Genomic DNA, 15,534 nt, shown 5'->3' on the forward strand with positions numbered 1-15,534 from the left:
TTCGTCTTATCAAAACGATACCGTACCGTTTTGATTCTGGCCAGACCCGATGGACGCACGTCGCAGCGACAGCTTCAAGAGCGCCGAACCGGTCGCGGGTGCTCCGGTCTCCGCGCCGGCCACCGCGGCTGCCGCCACCCCGGTCTCCGCTCCGGCGCCGCGCCGCCGCCGCGCGCGGGTCGTGCTGCCCCTCCTCGGCCTGCTCGCGCTCGGCGGGGCCGGGACCTACGGCTGGCACTGGTGGACCGTCGGGCGCTTCCTGGAGGTCACCGACGACGCCTATCTCCAGTCCGACAAGGTCACGGTGGCGCCGCGCATCGCCGGGATCGTCGCGGAGGTGCGGGTCGGCGACAACCAGCCGGTGAAGGCCGGCGACGTGATCGCCCGCCTGGACGACCGGTCCTACCGGGTCCAGCTCAAGCAGGCCGAGGCCGAGGTCGACAAGGACAAGGCGCAGATCCTGGGCGTCGCCGCGGCGATCGTCCAGCAGCGGGCGCAGGTCGCCTCGTCGCGGGCCGATCTCGCCAACGCCGAGGCCGCGCTGACCTTCGCGCAGCAGGAATACACCCGCTACCAGAACCTGCTGCAGACCGGGTCCGGCACGGTGCAGCGCCAGCAGCAGGCGGAGTCCGACCTCCGCCAGCGCCACGCCGCCCGCGACAAGGCCGCCGCCGCGCTCGACGCCGCGCAGAAGCAGATCGACAGCCTGAAGGCGCTCGAGGCCAGCACCCGGGCGAGCCTGGAGGGCGCGCAGGCCAAGGTCGAGGGGGTGAGGCTCGACCTCAGCTACACCACCATCCTGGCACCGATCGACGGCGTGGCCGGCGACCGGGCGCTGCGGGTCGGCCAAGTGGTCGCCCCCGGCACCGGGCTCCTGACCCTCGTGCCGATGGGCCGCGACATCTACCTCGTGGCGAATTTCAAGGAGACCCAGACCGGCCGCATGGTCGAGGGCCAGCGCGTCACCTTCACGGTCGACGCCTTCGGCGACCACGCGTTCGACGGCCGGATCGAGAGCTTCTCGCCGGGCACCGGCTCGCAATTCGCGCTGCTGCCGCCGGAGAACGCCACCGGCAACTTCACCAAGGTGGTGCAGCGCGTGCCCGTGCGCGTCGCCCTGGACGCGTCCGATCCGCTCGTGGCCCGCCTGCGCCCCGGCCTGTCGGTGGAGGCGACCGTCCACACCCGGGATCCGGTGGAGCCGGTGCGTCCCGCCCGGCCGAGGCCTGCCCCGGCCCTCGTCAGCGAGGCCCTGCCCCGATGAGCCCGGTGCCGGCCGTGCCAGAGGCGAAGGCCAGCGCGCGGGACTGGCTCGCCGTGTTCGGCGCGATCCTCGGCGCCTTCACGGCGATCCTCGACATCCAGATCACCAACGCGTCGCTCGCCGACATCCAGGGGGCGCTCGGCGCCTCGACGGAGGAGGGGAGCTGGATCTCCACCGCCTACCTGATGGCCGAGATCATCGTGATCCCGCTCACCGGCTGGCTGTCCTCGGTGATCGGCCTGCGCCGCTACCTCGCGGTGAACACCATCCTGTTCACCGGCTTCTCGCTGGCCTGCGCGCTGTCGACGTCCTTGAGCCAGATGATCCTGTTCCGGGCCGGCCAGGGCTTCACCGGCGGCGTGCTGATCCCCACCGCGATCGTGATCGTGCGCACGCGGCTGCCGAAGAGCCAGCAGGCGGTCGGCATCGCCCTGTTCGGCCTGACCGCGACCTTCGCCCCGGCGATCGGACCCACGGTCGGCGGCTGGCTCACCGACAACCTGTCCTGGCACTACATCTTCTACCTGAACCTGATCTTCGGTCCCCTCGCGGCGGCGATCCAGCTCGGCGCGTTCGAGAAGACCCCCGCCCGCTGGGGCGAGCTGCTCAAGGGGGACTGGATCGGCATCGGCCTGATGGCGACCGGCCTGCCGGCCCTGACCTTCGTGCTGGAGGAGGGACAGCGCAAGGACTGGTTCGGCTCGCCCGTCATCGTCGAGGCGAGCTGGCTCGCGGCGGCCGGCATCACCGGCTTCATCGTGCGCGAGCTGACGGCGGCGCGGCCGTTCATCAACCTGCGGGTTCTGGCCAACCGCTCGGTCGGCGGCGCCTGCGTGCTGATGACCGTGCTGGGCGCAGTGTCGTTCGGATCGATCTACATCATCCCGGTCTACTGCGCACAGATCCAGGGCTACAACGCCGAGCAGATCGGCACGGTGGTGATGTGGTCGGGCCTGCCGCAGCTGGTCCTGTTCCCGATGATGCCCCTGCTCATGCGCGCCGTCGACGCCCGCCTGCTCGTGGTCACCGGGACGCTGTTCTTCATCGCGAGCTGCTGGATCAATGTCGGGCTCACCCACGACGTCGGCGCCGACCAGCTGATCCTGCCGCAGCTCATGCGGGCGATCGGCCAGCCGCTGTTCACGATCCCGCTCTCGCAGCTCTCTACGGCCGGTCTCGCGCCCCGCGACACCGCCGACGCCTCGGCGCTGTCGAACATGATGCGCAACCTCGGCGGCTCGATCGGCATCGCCATGCTGTCGACCATGATCGACCGGCGGGAGCACTTCCATTTCTCGATGCTGGCCGAGGCGATCACCGTCAACGCCACCCGCACCCAGGACCGGCTCGCGGCGCTCGCCGCCGGGATGCACGCCCGCATCGCCGACCCGCTGGCCGCCAAGGGCGTCGCGCTGGGCCAGCTCGCCGCCCAGGTCCGCCGGGAGGCCACCGTCATGGCCTATGCGGACGGGTTCTGGCTGGTGGGGGTCAGCCTCGTGGCGAGCCTCGCCGTGGTGGCGATCCTCAGGAAGCCGCAGCGTGCCGCCGGGCCCATCGAGGCGCATTGACCGCCCGGCGGCCTTACCGGCCGGGCAGGTTGTGAACGATCGGGAAGAACGTGTCCTTCCAGTCCTTGGGCTCGGCCTTGATGGTCTTCATCGCGTAGAAGTGCCGGGCCTGGAGCATGATGCCGTAGGGCGTGGTGGAGAAGTTCGTCCCCGGCTCCTTCATGATCGCGACCAGGGTCTCGGGGGGCGTCTTCTCGTTGGTGGCCGCCACGTAGTCCTTGGCGGCCTTGAGCGGATCCTTGGCGATCTCGCCATTGGCCTCGTCGATGGCGGCCACGATCGCGGCGGCGAGCTTCGGGTTGCGGTTGTACCAGCCGGTCCGGGCGTAGAAGATCGCGTTGCTCACCGGCTCGCCGACCAGCTCGTAGGAGTTCAGCACCGCGTGGATCGCCGGATCCTGCAGCTCGCGCTGCTGGAACGGCGGCAGCGAGAAGTGGCTGTTGACCTCGTTGTGCGGGCTCGCCAGCGCCGCCACGGCGTCGGGATGGCCGAGCTGGACGGTGAGCGGGTCGAGCTTGGTGGCGTTCTCGGGCCCGAACGCCTTCTTGGCGGCGATCTGCAGCAGCACCGCCTGGGACGAGACCTTCACGGAGGGCAGGGCGATCTTGTCCTTGGACGAGAAGTCCTTGAGCTCCTTCACGTCCGGATTGCGCGTGAGCAGCATCATCGGCGTGGTGCCGACCCCGCACAGGCCCTTCACGTCGCCCTTGGTGCGGTCGTTGAGCAGCAGCATGTTGGTCGAGCCGCTGTCGACGATGTCGATGTTGCCCGAGAGCAGCGCGTCGTTGCCGGCGGCGCCGCTCGTCAGGTTGACCCACTCCACCGCGACGTCCCCGAGGCCGGCGGCCTTGGCGTGCTTCTCGATCAGCTTGTGCTGCTCGGCGAGCACGGCCGGCAGGTAGACGAAGCCCGGCTGCCGGCTGATCCGGACCCTGGCATCGTCGGCCCGGGCGGGGGTGGCCAGCGCCAGCCCGGCCAGCAGGAGGACCGATCCCGCCCGCAGGAGCCGGCGGCGGCCCGGCAGCAGCGAGCCCGTCCGCGACGTACGCACCATGACGCTTCTCCCCGTGGCCCGGCACGATCCTGAGCGGCGCCGGGCTTTCGTTGGACGGGGAGTGGACAGGCTCGGGCCGGCGCGCGCAAGGCCGTCTTCACGCTCCGCTAACGCAGAAGCTGCAAAATCTCGCAGGTTGAAATCATCCTCTTGCAATCATCATCGCGGGGGCGTGGGTGAAGATCGGGCTCGGAGCGAAGCTCCACACCATCACGGCGACCGCGCTGGTCGGCATCGTCGCGGTCTCGGGGATCGGCCTCGTCAGCCTGAAATCCCAGGTCGAGCAGGACCGGATGGCCAAGACGCGGAATCTCACCGACGTCGCCTACGGGGTCGCGGCCTATTTCGAGGGCGAGGAGCGGGCCGGGCGCCTGTCCCGGGCGGAGGCGCAGGGCGCCGCGATCCGGGCCCTCAAGGCCCTGCGCTACGACGACAAGGAGTACTTCTGGGTCAACGACATGCAGCCCCGCATGGTGGCCCACCCGATCAAGCCCGAGCTGGAGGGCAGGGACCTCGCCGCCGTGCAGGATCCCACCGGCAAGCGCCTGTTCGTCGACTTCGTCGAGACGGTGAAGCGGCAGGGCCAGGGCTTCGTCGACTATTACTGGCCGAAGCCCGGCGCCGACGCCCCCGTGCCGAAGCTCTCCTACGTGCGCGGCTTCGCCCCCTGGGGCTGGGTGATCGGCACCGGCATCTACGCCGACGACACCGCGGCGATCCTGCGGGACGCGGCCTGGAAGGCGGCGGCCGGCATGCTCGTGGTGGTGGCGCTGATCGGCCTGCTCGCGGCGCTGATCGGCCGGCGGCTGACGCGGCCGCTGCGCGCGCTGAACGGCGCCATGCACCGCCTCGCGGCCGGCGAGACCGGCGTCCCGGTGCCGGCGCGGGAGCGCCGGGACGAGATCGGCGCCATGGCGGGCGCCGTGCAGGTCTTCAAGGACGCGCTGATCGCCAAGGCCGAGACCGACGCCCGCGCCGCCGCCAGCGCCGACGGGGATGCCCGCCGGGCCGCCGCCCTCGACCGGCTGACCCGGTCGTTCGAGACCCGGGCCGGCACCCTGAGCCGCGGCCTCGCGACGGCGGCCGCCGACCTCGAGGCGACGGCGCGGACCCTGACCGTCACGGCCGCCCACACCACCGAGCGCACCGGCGCGGTGGCCGCGCAGGCGGCCGGCACCTCCGCCGACGTCCAGACCGCCGCCGCGGCCACCGAGGAGATGTCGGCCTCGGTCCAGGAGATCGCCGGGCAGGTGAACCGCGCCTCGGAGATTGCCGGGCAGGCCGCGATCAGCACCCGCGAGGGCGAGGCGACCGTGCGGGCGCTCGCCGCCGGCACCGAGAAGATCGGCGACGTGGTCGGGCTGATCGCGTCGATCGCCGGCCAGACCAACCTGCTGGCGCTCAACGCCACGATAGAGGCGGCGCGCGCCGGCGCGGCGGGGCGCGGCTTCGCGGTGGTCGCCTCCGAGGTGAAGGCGCTGGCCGAGCAGACCGCCAAGGCGACCGAGGAGATCTCCGGCCAGATCGGCCGGATCCAGGGCGAGACCCGGGACGCGGTCGCGGCGATCGGCGCGGTCGGCCGGACCATCGAGGAGATGCGCGGCATCGCGGTCGGGGTCGCGGCCGCCATGGAGGAGCAGAACGCCGCCATCCAGGAGATCGTCCGCGGCGTGGCGAGCGCCGCCACCGGGGCGCAGGGCGTGTCGGAGAACGTCGTCGACCTGCGCCGCGGCGCCGACGCGACCGGCAGCGCCTCCGAGCAGGTGCTGGCGGCCGCCCGCGACCTCACCCGCGGCTCGGACGAGCTCGACCACGCCGTGAAGGCGTTCCTGGCGGAGGTCCAGGCGGCCTGAGGCCGGCCCGAAGTCGGCCCGAGGGTCGGCCCGAAGTCGGCCCGAAGTCGGCCCGCGAGCGGGCCGGGCGGCGCTCAGCCCGCGGAGAAACCCCGGACCGCCGCCCGCACCAGCGCGTCGATCATCGGCCGCACGTCGTCCACGCCGAGGGGCCCGAGGCTGCCGAGATCGGCGAGGTAGGTCATGCCGTGGACGCTGGACCACAGCGCCCGCGCCATCACGGGGACCGCCGCCTCGGCGAGGCGGCCGCCGTCGCGCAGCACCCCCTCCAGGATCCCGAACAGGGCCGCGATGTCGGCCTGCACCGAGTCCGGTGCCGGCACCGTGCGGCGCTCGAAGATCGCCGCCCAGGCGGCGTGGTGCGCGCCCGCGAAGGCGAGATACGCGTCGGCGAGGCACAGGAGCCGCGCCTCCGTCTCCCGCGACGGGCAGGCCGCCAGCGCCCCCGCGAGGGTGTCCCGGAGCCGGCGCATCGTGACGGCGTTCGCCTCCAGCCGCAGCACTTCCAGGCTGTCGAACTGCGTGTAGACCGAGCCGACCGCCGTGCCGGCCCGCTCCGCGACGCCGCGGGCGGTCAGCGCCGCCGCGCCGCCCGCGTTCAGGATCGCCACCGCGGCCTCGATCAGGGCCCGGCGATCGGCCGCCCGGTCGCCCGGCTCCTTCCGCGGCCGCCCCCTCACTTTTTTATGAACGTCGTTCATTTTATCCCTTGCGGCCCGGCGCGTCCCGTGTTTACCTGTTTCATGAACGACGTTCAATCAAATCCGGACGCGGTCCGGTCCGTCGTTCCCGCGAGGTGAACCGTGATGAGGACCCTCTCCTTCCTGATGCGCGGCGTGATCGCCGACAACGCCCAGGCGATCCACGACGCCCACGCCGTGACGATCCTGCGCCAGCAGATCCGGGACGCCGCCGGCGCCCTGGCGACCGCCCGGCGGGAACTGGCCGTCGCGATGGCCTACCACGCCGCCGAGGCGCGCGCCCTCGACGCCATCGGCACCCGCATCGACACCCTGTCGGACGGGGCGCGCCGGGCGCTCGGCGACGGGCGCGAGGATCTCGGGACCGAGGCGGCGATCCACATCGCCGCCCTGGAGGACGAGCGGGCCGACCGCCGGGCCGCCGCCGAGCGCTTCGCCGCGGAGGTCGAGCGGCTGAAGCGCCTCGTCGCGCAGGGCGGCGAGCGGCTGCGGGACCTCGACCGCGGGCTCCAGACCGCCCGCACCACCGAGGCGCTGCGGCGAGCCGGGCTCGAGGGCCGCCGGGTCACGACCCTGTCGGCGGGGGCGCTGGGGGAGGCCGAGCGGACGCTGGCGCGCCTGCGCGAGCGGCAGGCGGCCGAGGCGGACGTCGCCGCCGCGCTGACCGCGCTCGAGGCCGAGGGCGGGATCGAGGGCGGGATCGAGGCCGACCTCGCGGCGGCGGGCTACGGCCGCCCCCGCACGGACCCGCTCGCGGTGCTCGACCGCCTCAGGGCCGGGGCCTGACCGCCGCCGCACGGATCCCCGCTCGATCATTCCTCAGGAGACCGCACCATGACACCGCAGATGCCCCATACCGGCGCCTGGAAGACCTTCACGCTGGTCAGCTTCGCCGCCGCCGCCGCCATGCTGACGATCGGCATCTTCTTCCTGCCCGCCGAGATCTGGATCAAGGGCTACCTCGCCATGGCGTCGCTGTTCCTCACGGGCACGACCTTCACGCTGGCCAAGACCCTGCGCGACGAGCACGAGGCGAGGCGGCTGATCAACAAGATCGAGGACGCCGCCACCGAGCGCGTCCTGCGCGAGGCGGTGCCGGGCCGGCTCTGACCGGATCCCGGAGGCCCGTTCAGCCCGGGGCGTCCAGGAACGCGGCGAGCACCCGGGAACATTCCGGGGTCCGCAGGTAGCCGTAGGATTTGTGCCGGTTCTCGGCGCCGTCCGGCCCCCGGTAGGCGTTGATCACCGGCACGTCCCGCACCCGCACGCCGGCGGCGTTCGGCGCGTAGAGGGCCGCGAGGTCGTCGCCCACCGTGGCGATGTCCTGGCGGTCCATCAGGTTGGTCCAGGCGGCGAGCGCCGCCGGCACCCGGAGGTCGCCGTGCTCGTCGGCGAGCTTCAGCTTCAGCTCGGCGAGTCCGAGGGGGGCGCCGAGGGTGACCAAGTCGCAGCGGGGCATCGGCGTCCCGTCCGCCTCGGCGGCGCGCAGCACGTCGTGGGCGATCAGGCCGCCCATCGAGTGCGCGGCGATCAGCACGCGGTCCGCCGCGGCCGCCGCCAGGGCGTCGCGCAGGCGCGCCCGCGCCGCCGCCCGGAACGCCGCGTCCGCGTAGTAGCCCCAGAGATCGTCGAGGCGGTATTCCAGGATCAGGTCGTCCACCGGCGTCAGCCCGGCGGCCTCCTGCAGGTGCGACAGGCCGCGGTAGATCCGGTCGGTGAGGGTCGGCTCGGCGCGCTCCGGCTCTCCCGCCGGGGAGGGGAACGGCCCGAGGCCGTGATCGGGGCGGTAGGGCTCCCGGTTGCGGTCGCCCGCGAGCGGCTGCGGGTAGCGCAGGTCCGCCCAGTAGACGAAGGTGAAGGGCAGGTCGGCCTCCGCGACCCGGAGCCCGAGATTGCGGTCGAGCCCCTCGCGGATCGCGGCGCGCCACCAGGCGGCCTTCTCGTCCCGGGGCGGCTTGTTGGCCAGCCCGTGGATGCCGATGATGTGCGTCCGACCCAGTGTCCGCTCCCAGACCGACGAGAGTGCCGGCCGGCAAGATAGGGCCGCCCCGCGCGGACGGAACTGCGGCTAAGTTTCCGCGCGGTCCGCCGTGGCCGCTCTCGGCCCGCCGCCCCCCCGCCGTCACCCCCGCCGTCACCCCATTGCCACGCGGCCGCTCCGCCATAGCTGCGCTGCGGGAACCGGATCGGGCCCGGGGCCTTCTCCCACGACAGATGATCCTGCCGCGCTTGCGTCCCGGTGCGCGCGGCCAATGACGAGGACGGTGGCCCGATGCGGCGCGCCCACAGCATGGAATTCGGGGCCGAGATGGTCGGGGGCGGCGTCCGCTTCGCCCTCTGGGCACCCACCGCCCAGAGCGTCGACCTCGTCGTCGACGGCGTCGACCACCCGCTGCCCGAATCCGGCGGCGGCTGGCGGCGCACCGCCCTGCCCGGAGTCAAGCCCGGCGCCCGCTACGGCTTCCGCATCGACGGCGACCTCGTCGTCCCCGATCCCGCCTCCCGCTTCCAGCCGGACGACGTCTCGGGCCTCAGCGAGGTGATCGACCCGCGCGGCTTCGAGTGGTCGGACGAGGCCTGGACCGGGCGGCCCTTCGAGGAGGCGGTGATCTACGAGTGCCATGTCGGCACCGCGACGCCGGAGGGCACCTATGCCGGCCTGCAGGCCCGGCTGCCGGACCTCAAGGCGCTCGGCGTCACCGCCCTCGAGCTGCTGCCGCTCGCCGACTTCAAGGGCTCGCGCAACTGGGGCTACGACGGCGTCCAGCCCTACGCGCCGGACGGCGCCTACGGCCGCCCGGACGACCTCAAGCGCCTGATCGACACCGCCCACGGGCTCGGCCTGATGGTCTACCTCGACGCGGTCTACAACCACTTCGGCCCGGCCGGGAACTACCTCCACGCCTACGCCAAGACCTTCTTCACCGAGCGCCACCAGACGCCCTGGGGCGCGGGCATCAACTTCGACGGCAAGGAGAGCGGCGCCACGGTGCGGCAGTACTTCATCCAGAACGCCCTGTACTGGCTGGAGGAGTACCATTTCGACGGCCTGCGCTTCGACGCCGTCCACGCGATCCTCGACGACTCGCCCCGCCACTTCCTGGCCGAGCTCGGCGAGACGGTCCGGAAGACGTTTCCCAACCGGCAGATCCACCTGATGCTGGAGAACGAGGCCAACCAGGCCCGCTGGCTGGAGCGCGACGCCGCCGGGCGCCCCAAGATGCACGACGCCCAGTGGGCCGACGACCTGCACCATTGCTGGCACGTGCTGCTCACGGGCGAGGACGCCGGCTATTATAAGAGCTTTGCCGACAAACCGGTCGCCCACCTCGCCCGCTGCCTCGCGGAGGGGTTTGCCTATCAGGGCGAGCCGTTCTCGACCCTCGACAACCACCCGCGCGGCGAGCCCTCCGGGCACCTGCCGCCCTCGGCCTTCGTGACCTTCCTGCAGAACCACGATCAGGTCGGCAACCGGGCGCTCGGCGAGCGGCTCAACCATCTGGCCGATCCGAAGAAGCTCGACCTCGCCCGGGCCGGCCTCCTGCTGGCGCCGCAGATCCCGATGCTCTGGATGGGCGAGGAATGGTCGGCCTCGGCGCCGTTCCTGTTCTTCGTCGACTTCGCGCCGGACGAGGCGCTGAACACGGCGGTGCGCGACGGCCGCCGCCGCGAGTTCAAGAGCTTTGCGGCGTTCGCGGACGACACCTCGAAGATCCCCGATCCGACCGAACGCGAGACGTTCGAGCAGTCAAAGCTCGACTGGTCCGAGCGGGAGCGCTCGCCCCACCGGGAGGTGCTGGCCGAGACGACCCGGCTCCTGGGGCTGCGCCGCGACGTCGTCGTGCCCCTGGCGAAGTCCGGCTACGACGGCGCCGCCGCCACGATGCCGCGCGCGGACGTGGTCGACTGCACGTGGCGCTTCGGCGCCGGCACCCTGCGCTTCGTCGCCAATGTCGGGGATTCCGCCTTCGCGCTGGATCCGGGCGGTGCCCGTGTGGTCTGGACCAACGCCCCGGACGGGGCCGGACGCGATCTCCCGTCTTGGACGGGCGTGTTCCTGACGGAGTCCCGCTCGTGAACGCCTCGAACGTGAGCGCCCTGGAACAGCTGGCCGACCTCGTCGGCGTCGCTGGCGGCTATACCGACGCCTTCGGCAAGCCCGTCGAGACGTCCCTGGAGGTGCGCCGCGGCCTGCTCGCAGCCCTTGGCTTCGCCGTGGAGGACGAGGCGGCGATCGCCGAGAGCCTGGCGCAGGTCGAGCGCCTGCGCCGGGGCCTGATCCCACCGCTCCTGCCCGTGGAGGCCCGCCGGGCGGCGCGCGTGCCGGTGCGGCTCCAGAACGGCGCGCCCCACACCCTGGTCTGGCGCCTCGTCGACGAGCGCGGCACCGCCCGCGAGGGCCGGGCCAATCCGCAGGGGTCGGAGCCCGGCTTCGAGCTGCCGCCGCTGACGCCGGGCTATCACCGCCTCACCGTGCAGGCCGGGCAGACCCGCACCGAGGCCTGGGTCATCGCCGCGCCGCAGCGCTGCTGGCGCCCGCGCCCCTACACCGAGGAGGGCGCCTCCGACTGGGGCCTGGCCGCCCAGCTCTACGGCCTGCGCTCGGCGACCAATATCGGCATCGGCACCTACGCGGATGCCGGTGAGGCCGCCCGCGAGGCCGCCCTGCGCGGCGCGGCTTTTTTGGGACTGAGCCCGGTCCACGCCCTGTTCGGCTCCGACCGGACCAAGATCTCGCCCTACTCGCCCTCCTCGCGCTTATTTCTAGAGACTCTGTTCATCGCGCCGCGCAGCCTCCCGGGGCTCGCGGGCTCCCGGGCCGAGGCGCTGCTCGCCGAGCGCGCGGACGCGATCACGGCGCTGCGCGAGGCCGCCCTCGTCGACCACCAGGGCGTGCACGACGTGCTCGATCCGGTGCTCCGCGCCCTGTGGGCCGAATCGCCGGCGCGCGCCGGCACCGATGCCGGCTTCGAGCGCTTCCGCCAGGAGGGCGGGGAGGATCTGGAATCGCACGCCCTGTTCGAGGCCCTGTCGGAGCACTTCCGGGGGCAGGGGGCGCACTGGCTGGGCGACTGGCCGGAGGCGTATCGCCGGGCCGGCACGGAGGCGGTGCGGGCCTTCGCGGCGGGGAACGCCGAGTTGGTCGGCTACCACGCGTGGCTGCAATACCTCGCCGACCGTCAGCTCGAAGAAGCCTCCGCGGCGGCGCTCGGCGCCGGCATGCGGGTCGGGCTCTACCGCGACCTCGCGGTCGGCGCCGACCGGGGCGGGTCCGAGATCTGGTCGCATCCCGAGCGCTTCGCCGACAAGGTCTCGATCGGCGCGCCGCCGGACCTGCTGGCGCCCAAGGGCCAGAACTGGGGCCTGCCGGCCTTCGACCCGCTGGCGATGGAGCGCGACGGCCTCGCCGCCTTCCGGGCCCTGGTCCAGGCCAACATGCGCCACGCCGGCGCGATCCGGATCGACCACGCCTTCCAGCTCGCCCGGCTGTTCCTGATCCCGCTGGGCGCGGGCGCCCAGGCCGGCGCCTACGTGGCGATGCCGTTCGAGCCGATGCTGGCGGTGCTGCGGCTCGAGAGCCACCGCAACAAGTGCTTGGTGATTGCGGAAGACCTCGGCACCGCGCCCGAGGGTTTCTCCGATGCGCTGATGCGGGCGGGGGTGCTGAGCTACCGGATCCTCGCCTTCGAGCGCGAGGGCGACGGCCGGTTCAAGCCGCCCTCGGCCTATCCGCGCGACGCGCTGACCGCCATCACCACCCACGATCTGCCGACCTTCGTCGGCTGGTGGCGCGGGGTCGACACCGACACCCGCCAGTCGCTGGGCCTCTACGATCAGGAGCGGGCCGAGACCGAGCGGGGCGAGCGCGTCGTCGAGCGCCGCCGCCTCGCCGAGGCGCTGGCGGCCGAGCAGCTGCTGCCCTCCGCCGAGCCGCCGGACTCGGCGCCCTTCGAGGCCGCCGCCCGCTACCTCGCCCGCGCGCCCGCGATGCTCACCGCCGTCCAGTACGAGGACGTGGTCTCGGAACTCGCCCAGGCCAACGTGCCGGGCTCGACCGAGGGCTACCCGAACTGGCGGCGCAAGCTCGACCGGGATCTCGCGGACATCGCCGCCCCCGGCGGGCCCCTGGCGAAGCTCGCGGCCGCCCTCTCGGCCGAGGCCCGCGGCCCGCGCTCGGGCGCCGCGCGCCTCGCCGCGCCGCCGCCGCGCGCGACCTACCGGCTGCAGTTCCACAAGGACTTCACCTTCGCGGATGCGGGCCGGATCGTGCCCTACCTCCACCGGCTCGGGATCAGCCACGTCTACGCCTCGCCGCTCCAGAAGGCGCGGCCCGGCTCGACCCACGGCTACGACATCGTCGACCACGGCGCGATCAACCCGGAACTCGGCGGCGAGGCGGGCTTCATCCAGCTCTCCGAGACGCTCCACGCCCACGGGATGAAGCTCCTGCTCGACATCGTCCCGAACCACATGGGCGTCGGCGGTGCCGACAACCCGTGGTGGCTGTCGGTCCTGGAGTGGGGCTCCCTGTCGCCCTTCGCCGACGCCTTCGACATCGACTGGCAGCGGCTCGGGGCCGGGCGCAACCTCGTGATCCCGTTCCTCGGCGACCGCTACGGCGAGGCCCTGGAGAAGGGCACGCTGGAGCTGAAGTTCGACCCCGACAAGGGCGCCTTCAGCGTCTGGCACTACGAGCACCAGCTGCCGATCCGGCCCCTGAGCTACCCGACCATCCTCAACCGGGTGATCGCCGCGATCGGGGCCGTGGACGACGACACCACCGCGGAGCTGCTCGCGATCTCGGAGCGGCTGCGGGCGATGGGTATCGACACCGACGAGAGCCGGCGCAGGAGTTTCCCCGAGGAGGCCGAGGGGCTGAAGCGCCGGCTCGCCGAGATCTACGGCGTGTCGCCGCTGATCCAGGAGGCCACCGCCAGCACGCTGGCGCTGCTCAACGGCTTCAAGGGCCGCCCGGACAGCTTCGGGCCGCTGCACCGCCTGCTGGAGGCCCAGGCCTACCGGCTGGCCCACTGGCGGGTGGCGTCGAGCGACATCAACTACCGCCGCTTCTTCGACGTGAACTCGCTCGCCGGCCTGCGGGTCGAGCTGTCCGACATCTTCCACCGCTCGCACGAGACCGTGTTCCGGCACGTCCGCGAGGGCCGGATCGACGGGTTGCGCATCGACCACATCGACGGCCTCGCCGACCCGCTGGGCTACGCGCGGGCGCTCCAGGCGGCCGTGGGCCCGGGCTTCTACGTGGTGGTGGAAAAGATCCTGGAGCCGGGCGAGCGGCTGCGGCCCTGGCCGGTGGCCGGGACCACGGGCTACGACGTGCTCAACCAGCTCGACGGGATCCTGGTCGACAAGTCGCGGCGCGGGAAGGTCGAGCGGCTCTACACCTGGGCCACGGGGTTCGACGAGCCCTACGGCTTCCAGCTCCGCGCCGCCAAGGCCGAGATCCTGGAGATCAGCTTCGCGAGCGAGCTGGAGGTGCTGACCTCCGACCTGAAGGAGGTCGCCGACGCCGACCGGCGCACCCGCGACTTCACCGTCAACGCGCTGCGCCGGGCGCTGATCGAGATCATCGCGCGCTTCCCGACCTACCGGAGCTACCTGCCGCCGGAAATGGAGGAGGGCGAGGTCGAGCCGGAGGACGTGCGCCTGATCGAGGGCGCCGTCGCCAAGGCCAAGCGCTGGTCGAGCCTGCCCGACCGCTCGGTCCACGACTTCGCCGCCGACGTCCTGCTCGGGCGGATCGAGACGGCGGGGCCGGGCCGGCCGGACCCGCGGGTCGCCCTGCGCTTCCGCCGCCGGTTCCAGCAGCTCACCGGCCCGGTCATGGCCAAGAGCCTGGAGGACACGCTGTTCTACCGCTACGCGTGCCTGCTCGGCCTCAACGAGGTCGGCGGCGACCCGGGCGAGTACGGCATCGACGCCGAGCATTTCCACGACCTGCAGATCGCCCGCGCCCGGGACTGGCCGAGCGCCATGATCACCACCGCGACCCACGATACCAAGCGCGGTGAGGATGCCCGCACCCGGCTGCTCGCCCTCTCGGAGATCCCCGAGGAATGGGCGAAGGCCTGGGACCTGTGGCAGCGGACCGCCGGACCGCACCTCGCCCGCATCGACGGCGAGCCGGCCCCCGACGCCAACGACCAGTGGATGTTCTTCCAGGCGATCCTCGGCGCTTGGCCGCTGGAGCTTCTGGAGCGGGACGAGGCCGGCGCGATCGAGGATTTCCGCGACCGGCTCATCGCCTACGGCGAGAAGGCCATGCGCGAGGGCAAGCGCCGGTCGAGCTGGGTCAATGTCGACGCGGTCTACGAGGGCGCGGTCAAGCGACTGTTCACGGCGCTGGTCGCCCCGGGCTCGGATTTCCTTCGGGATCTCAGGCCCTTCGTCCGGCGGCTCGCCCATCTCGGCATGCTGGCGAGCCTCGGCCGGACGGTCCTGAAATGCACCCTGCCGGGCCTGCCCGACACCTACCAGGGCACGGAGGTGTGGGACTTCTCCTTCGTCGACCCCGACAACCGCCGCCCGGTGGACTACCCGGCCCTGGAGCGGATGCTGGCGCAGGGCGGGGCGCCCGCCGAGCTGCTGGGCCACTGGCCGGACGGGCGGGTCAAGCAGGCGACGCTCGCGCGGCTCCTCGCCGAGCGGGCCGAGCGCCCGGACTTCTACGCCATCGCCGCCTACGAGCCCGTCGCGGCCACCGGCGCGCGGGCCGACCACGTCATCGCCTACCGGCGGACCGACCCCGTCCAGGAGGGCGGCGACCTGTTCGTGGCGGTGCCGCGGCTCTTCGCGGGCTTCGTCGGCGAGACCGGCTGGTCGGGCGAGGCTTTTGCCGGCACCCGGGTGGATCTCGGGACGGGGACCCGCTGGCGGGACCTCGTCTCGGGGCGGGTGGTCGAGGGGGAGGGGGCCGATCTCGGCAACCTCCTGCGCGACCTGCCCTACGCGGTGCTGCGGCGGGAGCCGTGACCGCGCCGTCATCGCGAGCGCAGCGCGACGACCCAGGACAGCGCGACCCAGGACAGCGCGACCTGGATCAGCGCGACCTGGATCAGCGCGACCTGGATCAGCG

10 protein-coding genes are annotated in these 15,534 nt (G+C 72.7%); 7 read left to right on the plus strand and 3 right to left on the minus strand.

The window, feature by feature from the left end:
• Positions 1-49 precede the first annotated feature (49 nt).
• The gene (locus ACLBXO_RS05415; protein ID WP_447684700.1) at positions 50-1,264 is read left to right on the plus strand and encodes an HlyD family secretion protein; all 1,215 of its coding nucleotides are present in this window, start codon (positions 50-52) and stop codon (positions 1,262-1,264) included.
• Positions 1,261-2,832, plus strand: coding sequence for an MDR family MFS transporter (locus tag ACLBXO_RS05420; RefSeq protein ID WP_331318777.1), 1,572 nt, complete (start codon positions 1,261-1,263; stop codon positions 2,830-2,832). Before ACLBXO_RS05415 ends, ACLBXO_RS05420 begins: the two co-directional genes overlap by 4 nt.
• A 13-nt stretch (positions 2,833-2,845) precedes the next feature.
• Here ACLBXO_RS05420 and ACLBXO_RS05425 read toward each other — a convergent pair whose 3' ends face one another.
• Entirely contained in the window at positions 2,846-3,886 is a 1,041-nt protein-coding gene (locus ACLBXO_RS05425; RefSeq protein ID WP_447684701.1) for an ABC transporter substrate-binding protein, read from the minus strand.
• A 176-nt stretch (positions 3,887-4,062) separates the two neighbouring features.
• Here ACLBXO_RS05425 and ACLBXO_RS05430 point away from each other — a divergent pair, with 176 nt between their 5' ends.
• Positions 4,063-5,739, plus strand: a complete 1,677-nt coding sequence (locus ACLBXO_RS05430) for a cache domain-containing protein (RefSeq protein WP_447684702.1) — start codon at positions 4,063-4,065, stop codon at positions 5,737-5,739.
• Positions 5,740-5,813: 74 nt separating this feature from the next.
• Here the strand turns inward: ACLBXO_RS05430 and ACLBXO_RS05435 are convergent, their stop codons facing one another.
• A complete protein-coding gene (locus ACLBXO_RS05435) occupies positions 5,814-6,440 on the minus strand; it encodes a TetR/AcrR family transcriptional regulator (RefSeq protein WP_447684703.1) in 627 nt (208 codons plus the stop codon).
• A 105-nt stretch (positions 6,441-6,545) separates the two neighbouring features.
• Here ACLBXO_RS05435 and ACLBXO_RS05440 point away from each other — a divergent pair, with 105 nt between their 5' ends.
• A complete protein-coding gene (locus tag ACLBXO_RS05440; protein WP_447684704.1) occupies positions 6,546-7,226 on the plus strand; it encodes a PspA/IM30 family protein in 681 nt (226 codons plus the stop codon).
• 48 nt (positions 7,227-7,274) lie between these two features.
• Positions 7,275-7,550, plus strand: a complete 276-nt coding sequence (locus ACLBXO_RS05445) for a YiaA/YiaB family inner membrane protein (protein WP_447684705.1) — start codon at positions 7,275-7,277, stop codon at positions 7,548-7,550.
• Positions 7,551-7,569: 19 nt separating this feature from the next.
• Here ACLBXO_RS05445 and ACLBXO_RS05450 read toward each other — a convergent pair whose 3' ends face one another.
• A complete protein-coding gene (locus tag ACLBXO_RS05450; protein ID WP_447684706.1) occupies positions 7,570-8,100 on the minus strand; it encodes a hypothetical protein in 531 nt (176 codons plus the stop codon).
• A 612-nt stretch (positions 8,101-8,712) separates the two neighbouring features.
• On the opposite strand from ACLBXO_RS05450, the gene treZ reads away from it, so the two are divergent.
• A complete protein-coding gene (gene treZ, locus ACLBXO_RS05455; RefSeq protein WP_447684707.1) occupies positions 8,713-10,518 on the plus strand; it encodes a malto-oligosyltrehalose trehalohydrolase in 1,806 nt (601 codons plus the stop codon).
• 11 nt (positions 10,519-10,529) lie between these two features.
• Positions 10,530-15,431, plus strand: coding sequence for a malto-oligosyltrehalose synthase (locus tag ACLBXO_RS05460; RefSeq protein ID WP_447684725.1), 4,902 nt, complete (start codon positions 10,530-10,532; stop codon positions 15,429-15,431).
• Positions 15,432-15,534 lie beyond the last annotated feature (103 nt).

The organism is Methylobacterium sp. C33D (genome assembly GCF_053345825.1).